This is a genomic window from Hydrogenophaga palleronii NBRC 102513 (assembly GCF_001571225.1).
Lineage (GTDB): Bacteria > Pseudomonadota > Gammaproteobacteria > Burkholderiales > Burkholderiaceae_C > Hydrogenophaga > Hydrogenophaga palleronii.
This window is the reverse complement of the sequence record NZ_BCTJ01000006.1, coordinates 51,752-68,791: the sequence shown is the minus strand read 5'-3', so window position 1 is coordinate 68,791 and position 17,040 is coordinate 51,752. Positions and strand designations below refer to the sequence as shown.

Genomic DNA, 17,040 nt, shown 5'->3' with positions numbered 1-17,040 from the left:
GTGACAATACCTCCCATGCATCCCAAAGCCCTTCTGGACGAAAGCGCCAGCCTGATCGAGCAGGTTTTTAAATTCGAACACCCCACTGACGCGGTGGTGGCCCGCCACTTCCGCGAGAACCGCTCACTCGGCCCGCGCGAGCGGGCCACCCTGTCCGACACCGTCTACGCCATCCTGCGCGAGCGCCTCAAGCTGGAATGGCTCGCGCGCTCGGGCAGCGGCTCCAAATGGCGCCGCCTGGCCATCCTGGCCTTCCCCGGTGACCGCGACTTCATCAAGAGTGCGTTGACGGAACCCGAAAAAACCTGGCTCGACCACTGCGACGCCGTCACCGACGCCGACCTGATGGCGCCACACCGCCACAACCTGCCGGAATGGCTGGCCACGGCCCTGCGCGAGCAGGTGGGCGACGAATTCGACGCCCTGGTCCACAGCCTGAGCCAGCCGGCGGCGCTGGATCTGCGCGTCAATGCGCTCAAGGCCAAACGCGAGCCGGTGCTGGCCGCGCTCAAGGTCGCTGGGCTGACCGCCCAGGCCACGCCCTATTCCCCGCTCGGCGTGCGCCTGCAGGGCAAGCCCTCGCTGGCCAAGCTGCCGGCCTTCGTGCAGGGTGAGGTGGAGGTGCAGGACGAGGGCTCGCAACTGCTGGCCCTGCTGCTGGACGCCAAGCGCGGCGAGATGGTGGTCGATTTCTGCGCCGGCGCCGGCGGCAAGACCCTGGCCATCGGCGCGGCCATGCGCAACAGCGGCCGTCTCTACGCCTTCGACACCTCCGGCCACCGGCTGGACGCGCTCAAGCCGCGCCTGGCGCGCAGCGGCCTGTCCAACGTGCACCCGGTGGCGATTGCCCACGAGCGCGACGAGCGCATCAAGCGCCTGGCCGGCAAGATCGACCGCGTGCTGGTGGATGCCCCGTGCTCCGGCCTGGGCACGCTGCGCCGGAGCCCCGATCTGAAATGGCGCCAGACCCCGGCTACGGTGGCCGCCCAGGCCGAGCTGCAGCAGGCCATCCTGCACAGCGCGGCCCGCCTGCTCAAACCGGGTGGCCGGCTGGTCTATGCCACCTGCAGCCTGCTGACGCAGGAAAACGAGGCCGTTGCCGAAGCCTTCGGGCAGGCGCACCCGGACTTCGAAGCCGTGCCGGTGGCCGAGTTGCTGGCGTCGGCACATGTGGGGGAAGCCAACACCCTGACAGCCGGTGAAAACGGTGTTTGGCTGCGTTTGTGGCCTCATCGGCACGCAACTGACGGCTTTTTTGCAGCCGTCTGGCGGAAAAAGGCTTGAAAAAGCGCCTCCTGCCCTGCTTATAAGGCCGGGTTTTCACATCATGGGCCCGGGGTTTGGTGAATTGCCACCCCGCCCGTAAAATCCATGGGTTTGCTGGCCCTCCCCGCCCCTGGGCCAGCGTGTGCGTGTCGGACACCTTCGGGCGGTCTATAGGAACTCAATGTCTTCTTCTTTTTCCGTTCTGTGGGATGGTCTGATCCAGTTTCTGGCGCAGGGCATCACCGGTGCCGCCTGGTGGCAGGTGCTTATCGTGGCCCTGGTGTTCACGCACATCACGATCGCCAGCGTCACCATCTACCTGCACCGCCATTCCGCGCACCGCTCGCTGGACCTGCACCCGATTGCATCGCACTTCTTCCGCTTCTGGCTGTGGATGACCACCGGCATGGTGACCAAGGAGTGGACCGCCATCCACCGCAAGCACCACGCCAAGTGTGAGCACGAAGGTGACCCGCACAGCCCGCACATCTTCGGCATCAAGAAGGTGTTCTACGAAGGTGCCGAGCTGTACCGCGCCGAAGCCAAGAACGCCGAAACCATCGAACGTTACGGCCACAACACGCCGAACGACTGGGTCGAGAAGCATTTCTACACCGGTCGCTCGCGCTTGGGCGTGAGCCTGATGCTGATCATCAACGTGTCGCTGTTCGGCGTGCTGGGCCTTTCGGTCTGGGCCTTGCAGATGGCCTGGATCCCGATCACCGCCGCCGGCATCATCAACGGCATCGGTCACTGGTGGGGTTACCGCAACTTCGAGGCCACCGACGGCAGCACCAACGTGTCGCCCTGGGGCATCATCATCGGCGGCGAAGAGCTGCACAACAACCACCACACCTACCCGACTTCGGCCAAGCTGTCGGTCAAGCCCTACGAGTTCGACATCGGCTGGATGTACATCTCCATGATGAAGGCCGTGGGTCTGGCTTCGGTGAAGAAGGTGCCGCCGAAGATGGCGTATGGCGCCGTGCGCCCGGTGGCCGATGAAAAGACGCTCGAAGCGATCATCGCCAACCGCTACGAAGTGATGGCAGGTTATGCGCTGGAGATGCGTGCCGCCTGCAAGCACGAACTCCAGGCGCTGAAGCAACGCCGTGGCGACGCCACCGTGTTGCAGGCCGCGCGCCGCTGGCTGCACCGCGACGACGACAAGGTGCCGGCCAGCGTCAAGCCCCAATTGGCCCAGGTGCGTGCCGAGCACCCGGTGCTCGACAAGATGGTGACGATGCGCGAAGAGCTGCGCGCTCTGTGGTCCAGCACCAATGCCACTCGCGAGCAGCTTGCCATCGACCTGCAGGCCTGGTGCCGCCGTGCCGAAGAGAGTGGCATCGCAGCCCTGCGCGACTTCTCGATCCGCCTGCGCTCCGCATACGCCTGATCGATCTCCAGCCGGCCGCAGCTGCCCCGGACAAAAAATGCCACCCCGAGGGTGGCATTTTTTTTGGCTATCGATCCGGTGTGGGTGCACCGTGATTCGAGCGCGCACAAAAAAGCCGCTGGTGACAGCGGCTTTTTTGCGGGGAAAACGCTCGATTACTTGAGCTTGATTTCCTTGTAGTCCACGTGCTTGCGGGCCTTGGGATCAAATTTCTTGATCAGCATCTTGTCCGGCGTGGTCTTCTTGTTCTTGGTGGTGGTGTAGAAATGGCCGGTTCCAGCAGTGGATTCCAGCTTGATCTTCTCGCGTGCGCCTTTGGTTGCCATGTGTGGTTCTCCTTAAGCTTGACCGCGTGCGCGCAGGTCGGCGAGCACGGCGTCAATGCCGTTTTTGTCGATCAGGCGCAGGGCGGCACCGGAGACGCGCAGACGCACCCAGCGGTTTTCGCTTTCGACCCAGAAACGGCGGTATTGCAGGTTCGGCAGGAACCGGCGCTTGGTTTTGTTGTTGGCGTGGGAAACATTGTTCCCGACCATGGGCTTCTTGCCCGTGACTTCGCAGACGCGTGCCATGAGGACACTCCGATCATTAAACAGCTGCTGGCCGCGAACCGGAGGGGTCTCCGTGTTGGGCGCATCAGCCTCACCTCGCCAGGAAAGGGTGGCGGTAACCCGAATCTGCTTCGTGCCCGGGCAAGCCGGTAAATCTCAGCAAAGCCCGCAATTATAGCCAGCTGGCGGATTTGGCCGCCAGCTGGGCCGAAAAAAACGCGTTCAGGCGGCGTTTTGTTCGAGAAAACGCTGGGCGTCGAGTGCGGCCATGCAGCCGGTGCCGGCGCTGGTGATGGCCTGGCGGTAGACGTGGTCCTGTACGTCACCCGCGGCGAACACGCCGGGCACGCTGGTCATGGTGGCCATGCCCTGCAGGCCCGAGCGGGTCGTGATGTAGCCGTCCTTCATGTCCAGCTGGCCCTTGAAGATGTCGGTGTTGGGCTGGTGGCCGATGGCGATGAAGCAGCCCTTGAGGTTCAGCTCTTCATGGGCGCCGGTCTGCACGTTTTTCAGACGCACGCCGGTCACGCCGGTCTGGTCACCCAGTACTTCGTCCAGCGTGCTGTGCAGCTTGAGTTCGATCTTGCCGGCTGCGACCTTGTCCATCAGCTTGTCGACCAGGATGGCTTCGGCCTTGAAGGTGTCACGGCGATGCACCAGGGTGACCTTGCTGGCGATGTTGGACAGGTAAAGCGCTTCTTCCACCGCGGTGTTGCCGCCGCCGACGACGCTGACTTCCTGCCCACGGTAGAAGAACCCGTCGCAGGTGGCGCAGCCCGAGACACCTTTGCCCATGAAGGCCTCTTCGGAGGGCAGGCCAATGTACTTGGCCGAGGCGCCGGTGGCGATGATCAGGGCGTCGCAGCTGTATTCGCCGCTGTCGCCCTTGAGCACGAAGGGGCGCTGGCTGAAATCGACCGCATTGATGTGGTCGAAGATGATTTCGGTCTTGAAACGCTCGGCGTGTGCCAGAAAACGTTGCATGAGGTCGGGGCCCTGCACGCCCTCGGCGTCGGCGGGCCAGTTGTCCACGTCGGTCGTGGTCATGAGTTGGCCGCCCTGGGCGATGCCGGTGATGAGCACCGGGTTGAGGTTGGCGCGCGCGGCGTAAACGGCGGCGGTGTAGCCGGCAGGGCCGGAGCCCAGAATAAGGACTTTCGCGTGTTTCATGTTACAAGCCCGATCGGTTTCAAGGCCAAGTGGTTTAGAGTAAGCGGCTATATAAGAGCGGTAGAAGGAAAAAACAGTCCTTTATGTCGCCCCAAGTGTGCCGATCATTGTATGGAAGAGCGCCCTCCGCGCTGTTGCAAGCTAGGAATACACGCATGTCCCTCCTGTCCAATCTGGACCTGATCCGTCGGGTTCCGCTGTTCTCCACCCTGACGCAGGCGCAGGCCGAAGCCGTGGCCGATTCTGTGGTCAAGCGGCGCTTCAAGCGCGGCGAGTGCATCGTCGAACAGGGCAAGAAGTCGAACGCGCTGGCCATCGTGCTGACCGGCCGTGCCCGCGTGGTGACCACCGACAGCCGCGGCCGGGAGGTGATTCTGGCCACCATGAACCCGGGCGACTATGTGGGCGAAATGAGCCTGATCGACAACCAGCCGCATTCGGCGACGGTGCGCGCCGAGGTGCAGACCGACGTGCTGATCCTGGGCCGTACCGAATTCGCACGCTGCCTGCCCGAAAATACGTCCATGGCCTACGCGGTCATGAAGGGTCTGGTGCAGCGCCTGCGCCACGCCGATCGCAAGATCGAGTCCCTGGCCCTGATGGATGTGTATGGCCGCGTGGCGCGTGCGCTGCTCGAGTTTGCGCAGCCCGACAAGGATGGGCAGCTGGTCATCAAGGACCGTGTCTCGCGCCAGGACGTGGCCAAGATGATCGGCGCCTCGCGTGAAATGGTCAGCCGGGTCATGAAGGACCTGGAAGACCGCGGCTTCATCGAAGTCACCGAAGACGGCAGCACGGTCATCAAGGAACGCCTCAACTCGCTGGGCTGATCGACCCAGGCTGCGGCCTGTGGCACACCGCCGCAGCGTGTTACCGGAGGTGTTCCCCACGGGCTGGACGGGCCGACGCATGGGGTAAGCTAGCCGCTGGAATTCAGCGAGGCCTATGACTTATTCACTCAACACCCTCAACGCCGACCGCACGACCGCCGGCCCGACGGGGGTGTCCCGCTTTGCGCAGGAAATCGGCCTGGTGCTGGGGGCCGCCGCTCTGGCGTTCTGGCTGTTGGCGCTGTTGAGCCACTCCCTGGCCGATCCGGCCTGGAGCACCACCGGCACCGGCTCCGAGGTCGGCAACTGGGGTGGCCGCCTCGGCGCCTTGCTGTCTGACGGCAGCTATTACCTGATGGGCTTCTCGGTCTGGTGGCTGTTCATGGCCGGCGTGCGCGCCTGGTTGTCCACCCTCGCGCGCTGGATTCGTGGCGCGCAAAGCGGTGACGACGAAGCCCCCGCTGGCGACCGCCTCTGGCACCGCCCCTGGGCGCGGCGCGCGCTGTTCTGGCTGGCGCTGTTCACCCTGATGGCGGCCAGCACGGTGCTGGAATGGAGCCGCCTGTACCGCTTGGAAGCCCTGTTGCCCGACCACGCCGGTGGTGTGCTGGGCCATGCGCTGGGCCCGGCCGCCATGCGCTGGCTGGGCTTTACCGGCTCGGCGCTGGCCATGCTGGCGCTGCTGCTGGTCTGCCTGCCCACCGTGTTCCGTTTTTCCTGGGGCCACTGGGCCGAAGAGCTGGGTGTGATGCTGGACGGCTGGTTCGTTGCCCGGCGCGAGAAACGTGAGGCGGTGGAAGACCAGCGCATCGGTGAGAAGGCCGCGCGCGAGCGCGAAGAGGTGGTGAAGGTCGAGCGGGTGGAAATCGAGGAGCATCACCCGACGCCGGTGGTGATCGAACCCACGCTGGTGGATGTGCCCAAGAGCGAGCGTGTCGCCAAGGAGCGCCAGAAGCCCTTGTTCACCGAACTGCCGGACAGCAAGCTGCCGCAGGTGGACCTGCTGGACAGTGCGCCCACGCACCAGGTCGGCGTGGACAGCCAGACGCTGGAGATGACCAGCCGCCTGATCGAGAAAAAGCTCAAGGACTTCGGCGTCGAGGTGCGGGTGGTGGCGGCTGCGCCTGGGCCGGTGATCACGCGTTACGAAATCGAGCCTGCCACGGGTGTGAAGGGTTCGCAGATCGTCAATCTCGGTCGTGATCTGGCGCGCTCCCTGTCGCTGATTTCGATCCGGGTGATCGAAACCATCCCGGGCAAGAACCTGATGGCGCTGGAGTTGCCCAACGCCAAGCGCCAGACCATCAAGCTGAGCGAGATCCTGGGCTCGCAGGTCTACAACGACGCCAAGTCCATGTTGACCATGGGCCTGGGCAAGGACATCGGCGGCCAGCCCATCGTGGCCGACCTCGCCAAGATGCCGCACTGCCTGGTGGCCGGTACCACCGGTTCGGGCAAGTCGGTTGGTATCAACGCGATGATCCTGTCGCTGCTCTACAAGGCCGATGCGCGCGACGTGCGCCTGCTGCTGATCGACCCGAAGATGCTGGAGATGAGCGTCTACGAAGGCATCCCGCACCTGCTCGCACCGGTGGTGACGGACATGAAGCACGCGGCCAACGGCCTGAACTGGTGCGTGGCCGAGATGGAGAAGCGCTACAAGCTGATGAGCAAGATGGGCGTGCGCAACCTCGCCGGCTTCAACACCAAGATCGACGAGGCCACCGCGCGTGGCGAGATCATCGGCAACCCGTTCAGCCTCACGCCCGAACAGCCCGAGCCGCTGGAGCGCCTGCCCTACATCGTGGTGGTGATCGACGAACTGGCCGACCTGATGATGGTGGTGGGCAAGAAGATCGAAGAGCTGATCGCCCGCCTGGCGCAGAAAGCGCGTGCCGCCGGCATCCACCTGATACTGGCCACCCAGCGCCCTAGCGTGGACGTGATCACCGGCCTGATCAAGGCCAACATTCCCACGCGCCTGTCGTTCCAGGTGAGCAGCAAGATCGACAGCCGCACCATCCTTGACCAGATGGGCGCCGAGAGCCTGCTGGGCATGGGTGACATGTTGTACATGCCGTCGGGCACCGGCTTCCCGGTGCGGGTGCACGGCGCTTTCGTGAGCGACGACGAGGTGCACCGCGTGGTGGCCTACCTGAAAGAGCAGGGCGGGGAACCCAACTACATCGACGGTGTGCTCGAAGGCGGCACGGGTGATGGCGAGGGCGGCGACCTGTTCGGTGAAGGCGGTGGCGACGGCAACGGCGAAAAGGACGCGCTCTACGACCAGGCGGTGGAGATCGTCATCAAGGACCGCAAGGCCAGCATCTCTTACGTGCAGCGCAAGCTCAAGATCGGCTACAACCGCGCCGCGCGCCTGCTGGAGGACATGGAGAACGCCGGCCTGGTCAGCGCGCTCACGTCCAGCGGCCAGCGCGACATCCTGGTGCCCTCACGCAACGAATGAGGCCACGAGTGAAGCCCGTTGCGTTGGTGTGCAACCAAGTCGGCTTTACCGGGTCAGACCTTCCATGATCAAGCTCAAAGCCATCCTCACTTCCGCCGCTCTGGCGCTGACCGCTTTCGCCGCCCAGGCCGACGGCCTGCAGGACCTGGAGAAGTTCCTGCAATCGGTGAACAGCGGCAAGTCCAGCTTCACCCAGGTCGTCACCTCGCCCAAGCGCGCCAGCGACACGGTGGCGCGCAGCAAGACCTCCAGCGGCAGCTTCGAGTTCCTGCGTCCCAACCGCTTCCGGTTTGTCTACAACAAACCGTTCGAGCAGACCATCGTGGCCGACAGCCAGACCCTGTGGCTCTACGACGTGGACCTGAACCAGGTGACCTCGCGCCCGCAGAAAGACGCCCTGGGCAGCACCCCCGCCGCGCTGATCGCGTCCGGCACGGACATCAAGGGCCTGTCGGCCGCCTTCGAACTCAAGGCCGGGCCGGCACAGGACGGCACGGAATGGGTCGAAGCCAGGCCGAAAGACCGCAACGGCCAGCTGCAGAGCGTGCGCGTCGGCTTTCGCCAGGGCCAGCTGGCGGTGCTCGACATCCAGGACAGCCTGGGCCAGCGCTCGGTGCTCACCTTCAACGACTGGCAGGCCAACCCGGCCTTGAAAACGGCGGACTTCACGTTCCAGCCACCGGCCGGTGCTGCCGTGATCAAGCCTTGAGCCGGGCGTGACCGCTCCCGCACCGCACAACACCGTGGCCGATCTGTTTGCACAAGCGCCCGTGGCGCCGTTGGCCGAAGCGCTGCGACCCCGGGTGCTGGACGAGGTGGTCGGCCAGTCGCACCTGCTCGGTGAGGGCAAACCTCTGCGGCTGGCGTTCCAGTCGGGCAAAGCCCATTCGATGATCTTCTGGGGCCCGCCCGGCGTCGGCAAGACCACGCTGGCACGCCTGACCGCCAACGCCTTCGGCAGCGAGTTCATCGCCCTGTCGGCGGTGTTCTCGGGCGTCAAGGACATTCGCGCCGCGATGGAGCAGGCGCAGCAGTACCTGGCGCAGGGCCGGCACACCATCCTGTTCGTGGACGAAATCCACCGCTTCAACAAGTCGCAGCAGGACGCGCTGTTGCCGCACGTGGAGTCGGGCCTGTTCACCTTCATCGGGGCCACCACCGAAAACCCCTCGTTCGAGGTCAACTCGGCCTTGTTGTCGCGCGCCCAGGTCTATGTGCTGAAGTCGCTGACCGATGACGAGCTCAAGCAGCTGCTGCAGCGCGCGCAAGAGAAGGCGATCGGGCATCTGCGGTTCGACGACAAGGCTGTGGACACCCTGGTCGGTTATGCCGATGGCGATGCGCGGCGTTTTCTGAACCTGCTGGAGCAGTGCAACACCGCGGCCGGTGCGGCCGGCATCACGCACATCGACGCCGAGTTCATCAGCAACGCGCTGAGCCTGAACGCGCGCCGCTTCGACAAGGGTGGCGACAACTTCTATGACCAGATCTCGGCCCTGCACAAATCCGTGCGCGGCTCCAGCCCCGACGGTGCCCTGTACTGGCTGTGCCGCATGCTCGACGGCGGGGCGGATGCACGTTACCTGTCGCGGCGCATCGTGCGCATGGCCTGGGAAGACATCGGCCTGGCCGATCCGCGCGCCTTGCAGATCGCCAACGACGCCGCACTCACCTACGAGCGCCTGGGCAGCCCGGAAGGCGAGCTGGCGCTGGCGCAGGCGGTGATCTACCTGGCCGCGGCGCCCAAGAGCAACGCCGGCTACAACGCCTACAACCAGGCCCGGGTCTTCGTGAAGCAGGACAAGAGCCGCGAGGTGCCGGTGCACCTGCGCAACGCCCCGACCAAGCTGATGAAGGAACTGGGCTACGGCCACGAGTACCGTTACGCCCACGACGAGCCGAACGCCTACGCGGCCGGCGAAACCTACCTGCCCGACGGCATGCAAGACCCCGGCTGGTACCAGCCGGTGCCGAGGGGGCTGGAGGTGAAGATCGGCGAGAAGCTGGCCGTGCTGAAAAAGTGGGACGAAGAGGCTGGTAAAGCCTGAGGGCTGGGGCGTCTCGTCCGCCTGCGCGCGGGGCGGATGGGAATCAAAGGATCGGTGTACATGCCGGACTGCTACCATCTGGCGCGCTGCTCTTCATCCCCTAACGCAGCGGTTTTGAGCTGCGACGCACTCCATCGGCATGGGTCCATGCATCTGGTCGCGCCGATCAGGCCAACCCTTCTCACCCGTCAACGATTCGCCATGGAAAACGTCGCCCCCCGTCCTGAAGATCTTTTCCACGAATCGCCCAAGGTCCGGCACCGCTATCTGCTGCTGAGCCCGATCCCGACTTTCGTGGACAAGGCCGGTGGCATCTGGCTGGATGACCTGTGGCACAAGGACTTCGCCAGACATTTCCCCTACATCGAGCAGCTCACACTCGCATCGCCGGTTGTGCCCTTGACCGAAGAGACCGGGCTCAGCCCGCTGCAGGCCGATCTGGCGGAGCGCCTGACCCTGGTGGCCTTGCCCTCATCTACCTCGTTTGCACAGGCGATCAAGGATTTGCCACGGCTGAGTGGCCAGTTGTGGAAGGCTGTGGGGTCTTGTGACATCCTGCACTCCAGTGTGGTGGGTTGGCCCATCCCGCCCGGCTGGATCGGCAACTCCATCGCGCTCATGAGGCGCAAGAAGCTGGTGATGGTGGTGGAGTCCGCGCCCTGGCGGCGTTTTGATGCCGTTGCCACATCGTTCAAACACCGGCTTCGCAACTCGATCAACGAATACCTGGCCAAGTTCTTTGTCGGTGCGGCGGACATCACCTTCGTCACGCACCCGGGCTACGAAACCTCGTTTCGCAAACACCCTGACGACAAGATCTACGTGACCCCGGCGTCCTGGATCGATGCGGCGAACATCCTGTCGTCTTCGGTGGCGGCTGCGCAATGGCAGCAGAAGTCGGGCGAGCCTGTGCGGTTCCTGTTTGCCGGCCGGCTTCATCCGCACAAGGGCGTGGCCGTTCTGCTGGAGGCGCTGGCCCTGGCGGACCAGGAGGGCGTGCATGTGGCGGTCGACTTCATTGGCGAAGGCGAGCTGCGCGAACAGATCGTTGCCACGGCCGCACGTTTGAAGACGGTGAAGATCCGCGCCCTGGAGCCGGTTTCGTACGGCGAGGCGTTCATGGGTCTTCTGCAGCAGTACCACGCGGTCATCGTGCCGAGTGTCAGCGACGAACAGCCGCGCATCATTTTTGATGCGTTCTCGCAGGCCGTTCCCCTGGTGGCTTCGAACACGCTGGGCCTGAGTTCCTATATCAGCGACGAAGGCAACGGATTCCTGTGCCCACCAGGCGATGTAGCTGGCCTGAAGGATGTGCTGGTGCGCCTGACGCACAACCCTGCGACGCTGCGAGATGCGGGGCTGAGGGCTCGCGAGAGTGCCTCCCGGTACACCCACGAAGCCATGCATGCCCACCGCCACAAGCTGCTGTTGCAAGCGTTTGGCTGAATGTGACCGGCTCGATGGCGGGTGTGCCGCCGCGCGCAAAGCCGTGCCAACTCAATAAGTTGCGCGGGCGCAAGCCACCTCAAAATCAAAATAACTAATGCACCTGCATTCGTGCTGATGTGCGTTGAGGAGCCCGCTCTAAAACCAGGGTAAACCCCTGACGGGTAAGGGCTTACACGCATGGGAGCCCAAAAACGCGTCATTACAATCCGTCCACCAACCTGCGGGCAGTCCTGTTTCAGGGGCATGTCTGGCGGGTTTTTTGCTAGGTTGAAGCAACCTGAGCCACAAGCGTTTTCTGGCCTGTCACATACACGGAGAATCTTTCATGGACGTTTTGCTTCAGCAGATCATCAACGGTCTGGTGCTGGGCAGCATGTACGCCCTGGTGGCCTTGGGCTACACCATGGTGTACGGGATCATCGGCCTCATCAACTTTGCGCACGGTGACGTGCTGATGGTGGGCGCCCTGACCAGCTGGACCGTCATCGGCTGGATGACCAGCGCATCCACCGGGTTGCCCACCTGGATGATCCTGTTCCTGGCCACGGTCATCGCCATGGTGATCTGCGCCACGCTCAACTTCTCGATCGAGAAACTCGCCTACCGGCCGCTGCGCAACTCCAACCGGTTGGCGCCGCTGATCACCGCCATCGGTATGTCGCTGCTGCTGCAGACATTCGCCATGATCATCTGGGCGCCCAACCCCAAGTCCTATCCCTCGATGCTCTCGCGCTCTCCGATTGAAGTGGGCGGCGCGGTCATCTCGGTGACGCAGGTCGTCATCCTGGCCACCACGGCCGTCACGCTGGCCTTCCTCATGTGGCTGGTCAACCGCACCAATCTGGGACGCGCCATGCGCGCCACCGCCGAGAACCCGCGGGTGGCGGCGCTCATGGGCATCAAGCCCGACACGGTCATCTCCGCCACCTTCATCATCGGCGCCATGCTCGCGGCCATCGCGGGTGTGATGTGGGCTTCCAACTACGGCACGGTGCAGCACGCCATGGGCTTCATGCCCGGCCTCAAGGCTTTTGTGGCGGCGGTCATGGGGGGCATCGGCAACCTCGCCGGTGCGGTGGTCGGGGGCATTGCCCTGGGCCTGATCGAATCGTTGGGTGCCGGTTACCTGGGCAAGCTCACCGGTGGTGTGCTGGGCAGCCAGTACACCGACATCTTCGCTTTCATCGTGCTGGCCATCGTGCTCACGCTGCGCCCTTCGGGCCTGCTGGGTGAACGTGTGGCGGACCGAGCCTGATCGCCAGGGAGAAACACCATGATGAACACCAAAACCGGCAAGCTGATCGCCTTCGTGCTCGCCGCAGTGGCCCTGTTGCTGCTGCCCATCATCCTGCAATCGACCGGCAGCAACTCCTGGGTGCGCATTGTCGATATCGCACTCATGTATGTGCTGTTGGCCCTGGGTCTGAACATCGTGGTCGGCTACGCCGGCCTGCTGGATCTGGGCTACATCGCCTTCTTCGCCGTTGGGGCCTACGTGTTTGCCTTGCTCGGTTCGCCCCACCTGGCCGACACCTTCCCGGCCATCAAGGCGATGTTCCCCAACGGACTGCACTACAGCATCTGGTGGGTGATGATCCTCGCGGCGGTGGTTGCGGGCGTGGTCGGCATGATCTTGGGCGCCCCCACGCTCAAGCTGCGCGGCGACTACCTGGCCATCATCACGCTGGGCTTCGGCGAGATCATTCGCATCTTCCTGCTCAACATGGACCGTCCGGTGAACATCACCAACGGCCCCAAGGGCATCAGCCAGATCGACACCATCTCGGTCTTTGGGCTGGACCTCGGCAAGCGCCTGACCATTGGCGACTTCACCTTCCAGCCGGTCACGCTCTACTACTACCTGTTCCTGTTCTTCGTGATCCTGGCGATCATCATCTCGTACCGCCTGCAGGATTCGCGCATTGGCCGCGCCTGGATGGCCATCCGCGAAGACGAAATCGCCGCCAAGGCCATGGGCCTGAACACGCGCAACCTCAAGCTGCTGGCCTTCGGCATGGGTGCTTCCTTCGGTGGTGTCTCCGGCGTGTTGTTCGCTTCGTTCCAGCGTTTCGTGTCGCCCGAATCCTTCTCGCTGATGGAGTCGATCATGGTCGTGGCCATGGTGGTGCTGGGTGGAATCGGCCACATCCCGGGCGTGGTGCTCGGCGCCTTGCTGCTGGCCGGCCTGCCCGAGCTGCTGCGCCACGTGGCGCACCCGCTCACCGCCATGACCGACGGCCGCCTGGCACCGGAAATCCTGCGCCAGCTGCTGATTGCGCTGGCCATGGTGGTGGTGATGTTGCTTCGCCCCAAAGGCTTGTGGCCCGCGCCCGAGCATGGCAAGTCCCTGTCCAAGTGAGCGGAGAATCCAGATGACCGACACGATTCTCAAAGTGGCGAACGTCTCCAAGCGCTTCGGTGGCCTGCAGGCCCTGAGCGATGTGGGCATCGAAATCAAACGCGGCCAGGTCTATGGCCTGATCGGCCCCAACGGCGCCGGCAAGACCACCTTCTTCAACGTGCTGACCGGGCTGTACACGCCCGACAGCGGATCCTTCGAGCTCGCGGGCAAGGCCTACACGCCAACCGCCGTGCACGAAGTGGCCAAGGCCGGCATCGCTCGCACCTTCCAGAACATTCGCCTGTTCGCCGAAATGACGGCACTGGAAAACGTGATGGTGGGCCGCCATGTGCGCACCCACTCGGGCCTGATCGGCGCCGTGCTGCGCACGCCCGGCTTCAAGCGCGAGGAGACGGCGATCCGCGAGCGGGCGCGCGAGCTGCTGGCCTATGTGGGCATCGAGAAGCTGGCCGAGTACAAGTCGCGCACGCTGAGCTACGGTGACCAGCGCCGGCTCGAGATCGCTCGCGCCCTGGCGACCGACCCGCAGCTGATCGCGCTGGACGAACCCGCTGCCGGCATGAACGCGACCGAAAAGGTGCAGCTGCGCGAACTGATCGACCAGATCCGCAAGGACGACCGCACCATCCTGTTGATCGAACACGACGTGAAGCTGGTGATGGGCCTGTGCGACCGCGTCACCGTGCTCGACTACGGCAAACAACTGGCCTCGGGCTCCCCCGCCGACGTGCAAAAGGACCCGAAGGTGATCGAGGCCTATCTCGGCACCGGTGGTCACTGACATGGCCCAGCCACGCGCCGCTTCGCGTCACCCCCTTCAGGGGGCCGCATCTGCGGCCCGGCAAGGCCGGTTCCGCGATGCTCTGGTTTGACGTCCCTCGCGCCGGATCGCGCAACGAACAGGAAATCACATGGCAAACACACTTCTCAAAATCAGCGGTCTGAAGGTGGCGTATGGCGGCATCAAGGCCGTCAAGGGCGTCGACCTCGAAGTGCGCGAAGGCGAGCTGATCTCGCTCATCGGCTCCAACGGCGCCGGCAAGACCACCACGATGAAGGCCGTCACCGGTTCGCTGGCATTCGAGGCTGGCGACATCGAGTACATGGGCAAGAGCATCAAGGGCAAGGGTGCCTGGGACCTGGTGAAACAGGGCCTGGCCATGGTGCCGGAAGGCCGCGGCGTGTTCACGCGCATGACCATCACCGAGAACCTGCAGATGGGCGCCTACATCCGCACCGACAAGGCCGGCATTGCGCACGACATCGACAAGATGTTCGGCATCTTCCCGCGCCTGCGCGAACGCAAGGACCAGCTCGCCGGCACCATGAGCGGTGGCGAGCAGCAGATGCTGGCGATGGCGCGCGCACTGATGAGCCAGCCCAAGGTGCTGTTGCTCGACGAGCCGTCCATGGGCCTGTCGCCCATCATGGTGGACAAGATCTTCGAGGTCGTGCGCGACGTGTCGGCCCAGGGCGTGACCATTCTGCTGGTGGAACAGAACGCCCGCCGCGCCCTGCAGATCGCCGACCGAGGTTACGTGATGGACTCGGGCGAAATCATCATGACCGGCATCGGCCGCGAGATGCTCGACGACCCCAAGGTGCGCGCCGCCTACCTCGGCGAATAAAGCGGCTCACGCGACGGCGCGATGCCGGCGCGAGGTGCCCCATCCAGGGCACCCGAGGATCCGGCTTTGCCGGCCCCAGGGTGCGCCCCTCTTGAGGGCGCGCGCGCATCAGCGCGGCGGGGGGGCACCTAAAACTACAATCCCGGGTTGCGCACCGCGGTGCCCAACCCATTTTTCATTCATGACCCAAGCCCAAACTCCCCCCCACGCCGAGACCGGCGCGCCCGCCGCGCAGGACGAAAACCAGCTCATCGCCGAACGCCGCGAGAAGCTCAAGGCCCTGCGCGAAGCGCAGAAACAGGGGCAGGGCGTGGCGTTCCCCAACGACTTCAAGCCTGCCCACAAGGCGGCCGAGCTGGCCGAGCAGTTTGGTGAGAGCAGCAAGGAGGCGCTGGAAGCCACACCGGCACCGGCCAGCGTGGCGGGCCGGATGATGCTCAAGCGCGTCATGGGCAAGGCCAGTTTCGCCACCCTGCAGGACACCTCGGGCCGCATCCAGGTTTACGTCAGCCGCGATGCGGTGGGCGAAGCGGTGTACGCCGCGTTCAAGCACTGGGACCTGGGCGACATCATCGGCGTGGAAGGCAAGCTCATGCGCACGCGCACGGGCGAGCTCACCATCGAGGCCAGCCAGATACGCCTGCTGACCAAGAGCCTGCGCCCGCTGCCCGACAAGTTCCACGGCATTGCGGACCAGGAAATCAAGTACCGCCAGCGCTACGTGGACCTCATCATGGACGAGTCCGCGCGCCAGCGTTTTGCCGCACGCAGCAAGTCGCTCACGGCCATCCGCGACTTCATGGTGGAGCACGGTTTCCTCGAAGTGGAAACGCCGATGCTGCACCCCATCCCCGGCGGTGCCAACGCCAAGCCGTTCAAGACCCACCACAACGCGCTCGACCAGGAGATGTTCCTGCGCATCGCGCCCGAGCTGTACCTCAAGCGCCTGCTGGTGGGCGGTTTCGACCGCGTGTTCGAGATCAACCGCAACTTCCGCAACGAAGGCATCAGCGTCCGCCACAACCCCGAGTTCACCATGATGGAGTTCTACGCGGCGTACTGGAACTACCAGGACCTGATGGACTTCAACGAGCAGCTGATCCGCCACGTGGTGCGCCAGGTGCGCGGTGACGAGCCGCTGACCTACCAGGGCAAACCGGTGGACGTGCTGTCGCCTTTCGAGCGCCTGACGATCCGCGAAGCCATCCTGAAATACACCGAAGCCGGCGACAACGTGGACGATGTGGCCTGGCTGCAGGCGCAGCTGAAGAAGCTCGGCATGACGGAGGAGAAGCACCAGCTCTCCAGCCGCAGCTTGCCCAGCCTGCAGGTGCTGTACTTTGAAGAGAAGGTCGAAGACAAGCTCTGGAACCCGACCTTCATCATGGACCACCCGACCGAGATCTCGCCGCTGGCGCGCGCCAACGACGCCAACCCGGCGGTGACCGAGCGCTTCGAGCTCTACATCACCGGGCGCGAGTTCGGCAACGCCTTCTCCGAGCTGAACGACGCCGAAGACCAAGCCGCGCGTTTCCAGGCGCAGGTGTCGGCCAAGGATGGTGGCGACGAAGAAGCCATGTACTACGACGCCGATTACATCCGCGCGCTCGAGTACGGCATGCCACCGGCCGGCGGCTGCGGCATCGGCATCGACCGCCTGATGATGCTGCTGACCGACAGCCCCAGCATCCGCGACGTGATCCTGTTCCCTGCGTTGCGCCGGGAGGTTTGAAGAGGCTCCCCCTGCGCCGCTGACGCGGCTTCCCCCTCTCTTGCGCGCCTTCGGCGCTGGGAGGGGGACGGCAGCTTAGGCCGGCGAAGCCGGACCCTTGCTGCCCCTGGTCTGGCGTTGTCTCTTTCGTGATGGGTCGCA

At 64.4% G+C, this 17,040-nt stretch carries 15 protein-coding genes; 12 read left to right on the top strand and 3 right to left on the bottom strand.

The genetic code is table 11. The annotated features are described in order from the left end of the window. Window positions 1–15: 15 nt before the first annotated feature. Together HPA01S_RS06675 and HPA01S_RS06670 are read left to right on the top strand one after the other, a co-directional pair. Window positions 16–1,284, top strand: a complete 1,269-nt coding sequence (locus HPA01S_RS06675) for an RsmB/NOP family class I SAM-dependent RNA methyltransferase (protein ID WP_066268086.1) — start codon at window positions 16–18, stop codon at window positions 1,282–1,284. 163 nt (window positions 1,285–1,447) lie between these two features. Then, window positions 1,448–2,662, top strand: coding sequence for a DesA family fatty acid desaturase (locus HPA01S_RS06670; protein WP_066268085.1), 1,215 nt, complete (start codon window positions 1,448–1,450; stop codon window positions 2,660–2,662). Between the two features lie 155 nt (window positions 2,663–2,817). On the opposite strand, the gene rpmG is transcribed toward HPA01S_RS06670, so the two are convergent. The 3 genes from rpmG to trxB form a co-directional block, all read right to left on the bottom strand. Continuing rightward, the gene (gene rpmG / locus HPA01S_RS06665; protein WP_066268084.1) at window positions 2,818–2,988 is read right to left on the bottom strand and encodes a 50S ribosomal protein L33; all 171 of its coding nucleotides are present in this window, start codon (window positions 2,986–2,988) and stop codon (window positions 2,818–2,820) included. Window positions 2,989–3,000: 12 nt separating this feature from the next. Next, a complete protein-coding gene (rpmB, locus tag HPA01S_RS06660; protein ID WP_066268082.1) occupies window positions 3,001–3,234 on the bottom strand; it encodes a 50S ribosomal protein L28 in 234 nt (77 codons plus the stop codon). Window positions 3,235–3,435: 201 nt separating this feature from the next. Then, window positions 3,436–4,383, bottom strand: a complete 948-nt coding sequence (trxB, locus tag HPA01S_RS06655) for a thioredoxin-disulfide reductase (RefSeq protein ID WP_066268080.1) — start codon at window positions 4,381–4,383, stop codon at window positions 3,436–3,438. A gap of 155 nt (window positions 4,384–4,538) precedes the next feature. On the opposite strand from trxB, the gene HPA01S_RS06650 reads away from it, so the two are divergent. The 10 genes from HPA01S_RS06650 to lysS all read left to right on the top strand — a co-directional run bounded on the left by HPA01S_RS06650 (window position 4,539) and on the right by lysS (window position 16,899). Next, window positions 4,539–5,213, top strand: coding sequence for a Crp/Fnr family transcriptional regulator (locus HPA01S_RS06650; protein WP_066268078.1), 675 nt, complete (start codon window positions 4,539–4,541; stop codon window positions 5,211–5,213). 115 nt (window positions 5,214–5,328) lie between these two features. After that, window positions 5,329–7,680, top strand: a complete 2,352-nt coding sequence (locus HPA01S_RS06645) for a DNA translocase FtsK (protein ID WP_066268077.1) — start codon at window positions 5,329–5,331, stop codon at window positions 7,678–7,680. A 64-nt stretch (window positions 7,681–7,744) separates the two neighbouring features. Next, entirely contained in the window at window positions 7,745–8,389 is a 645-nt protein-coding gene (gene lolA / locus HPA01S_RS06640) for an outer membrane lipoprotein periplasmic chaperone LolA (protein ID WP_066268076.1), read from the top strand. A gap of 34 nt (window positions 8,390–8,423) precedes the next feature. Next, on the top strand, window positions 8,424–9,728 hold the full coding sequence (locus HPA01S_RS06635; protein WP_066268236.1) for a replication-associated recombination protein A: 1,305 nt from the start codon (window positions 8,424–8,426) through the stop codon (window positions 9,726–9,728). Between the two features lie 60 nt (window positions 9,729–9,788). Beyond that, window positions 9,789–11,174 (top strand): glycosyltransferase family 4 protein, encoded by a 1,386-nt coding sequence (locus tag HPA01S_RS06630; RefSeq protein ID WP_169801509.1) that lies wholly within the window; start codon window positions 9,789–9,791, stop codon window positions 11,172–11,174. Window positions 11,175–11,502: 328 nt separating this feature from the next. Continuing rightward, window positions 11,503–12,432 (top strand): branched-chain amino acid ABC transporter permease, encoded by a 930-nt coding sequence (locus HPA01S_RS06625; RefSeq protein WP_066268072.1) that lies wholly within the window; start codon window positions 11,503–11,505, stop codon window positions 12,430–12,432. Between the two features lie 18 nt (window positions 12,433–12,450). Continuing rightward, window positions 12,451–13,536: a branched-chain amino acid ABC transporter permease gene (locus HPA01S_RS06620; RefSeq protein WP_066268070.1), complete on the top strand. Its 1,086-nt coding sequence runs from the start codon at window positions 12,451–12,453 to the stop codon at window positions 13,534–13,536. A gap of 13 nt (window positions 13,537–13,549) precedes the next feature. Next, window positions 13,550–14,320, top strand: a complete 771-nt coding sequence (locus HPA01S_RS06615) for an ABC transporter ATP-binding protein (RefSeq protein WP_066268065.1) — start codon at window positions 13,550–13,552, stop codon at window positions 14,318–14,320. A 130-nt stretch (window positions 14,321–14,450) separates the two neighbouring features. Beyond that, entirely contained in the window at window positions 14,451–15,167 is a 717-nt protein-coding gene (locus HPA01S_RS06610) for an ABC transporter ATP-binding protein (protein WP_157084918.1), read from the top strand. Window positions 15,168–15,348: 181 nt separating this feature from the next. Continuing rightward, window positions 15,349–16,899 (top strand): lysine--tRNA ligase, encoded by a 1,551-nt coding sequence (gene lysS / locus HPA01S_RS06605; protein WP_066268061.1) that lies wholly within the window; start codon window positions 15,349–15,351, stop codon window positions 16,897–16,899. Window positions 16,900–17,040 lie beyond the last annotated feature (141 nt).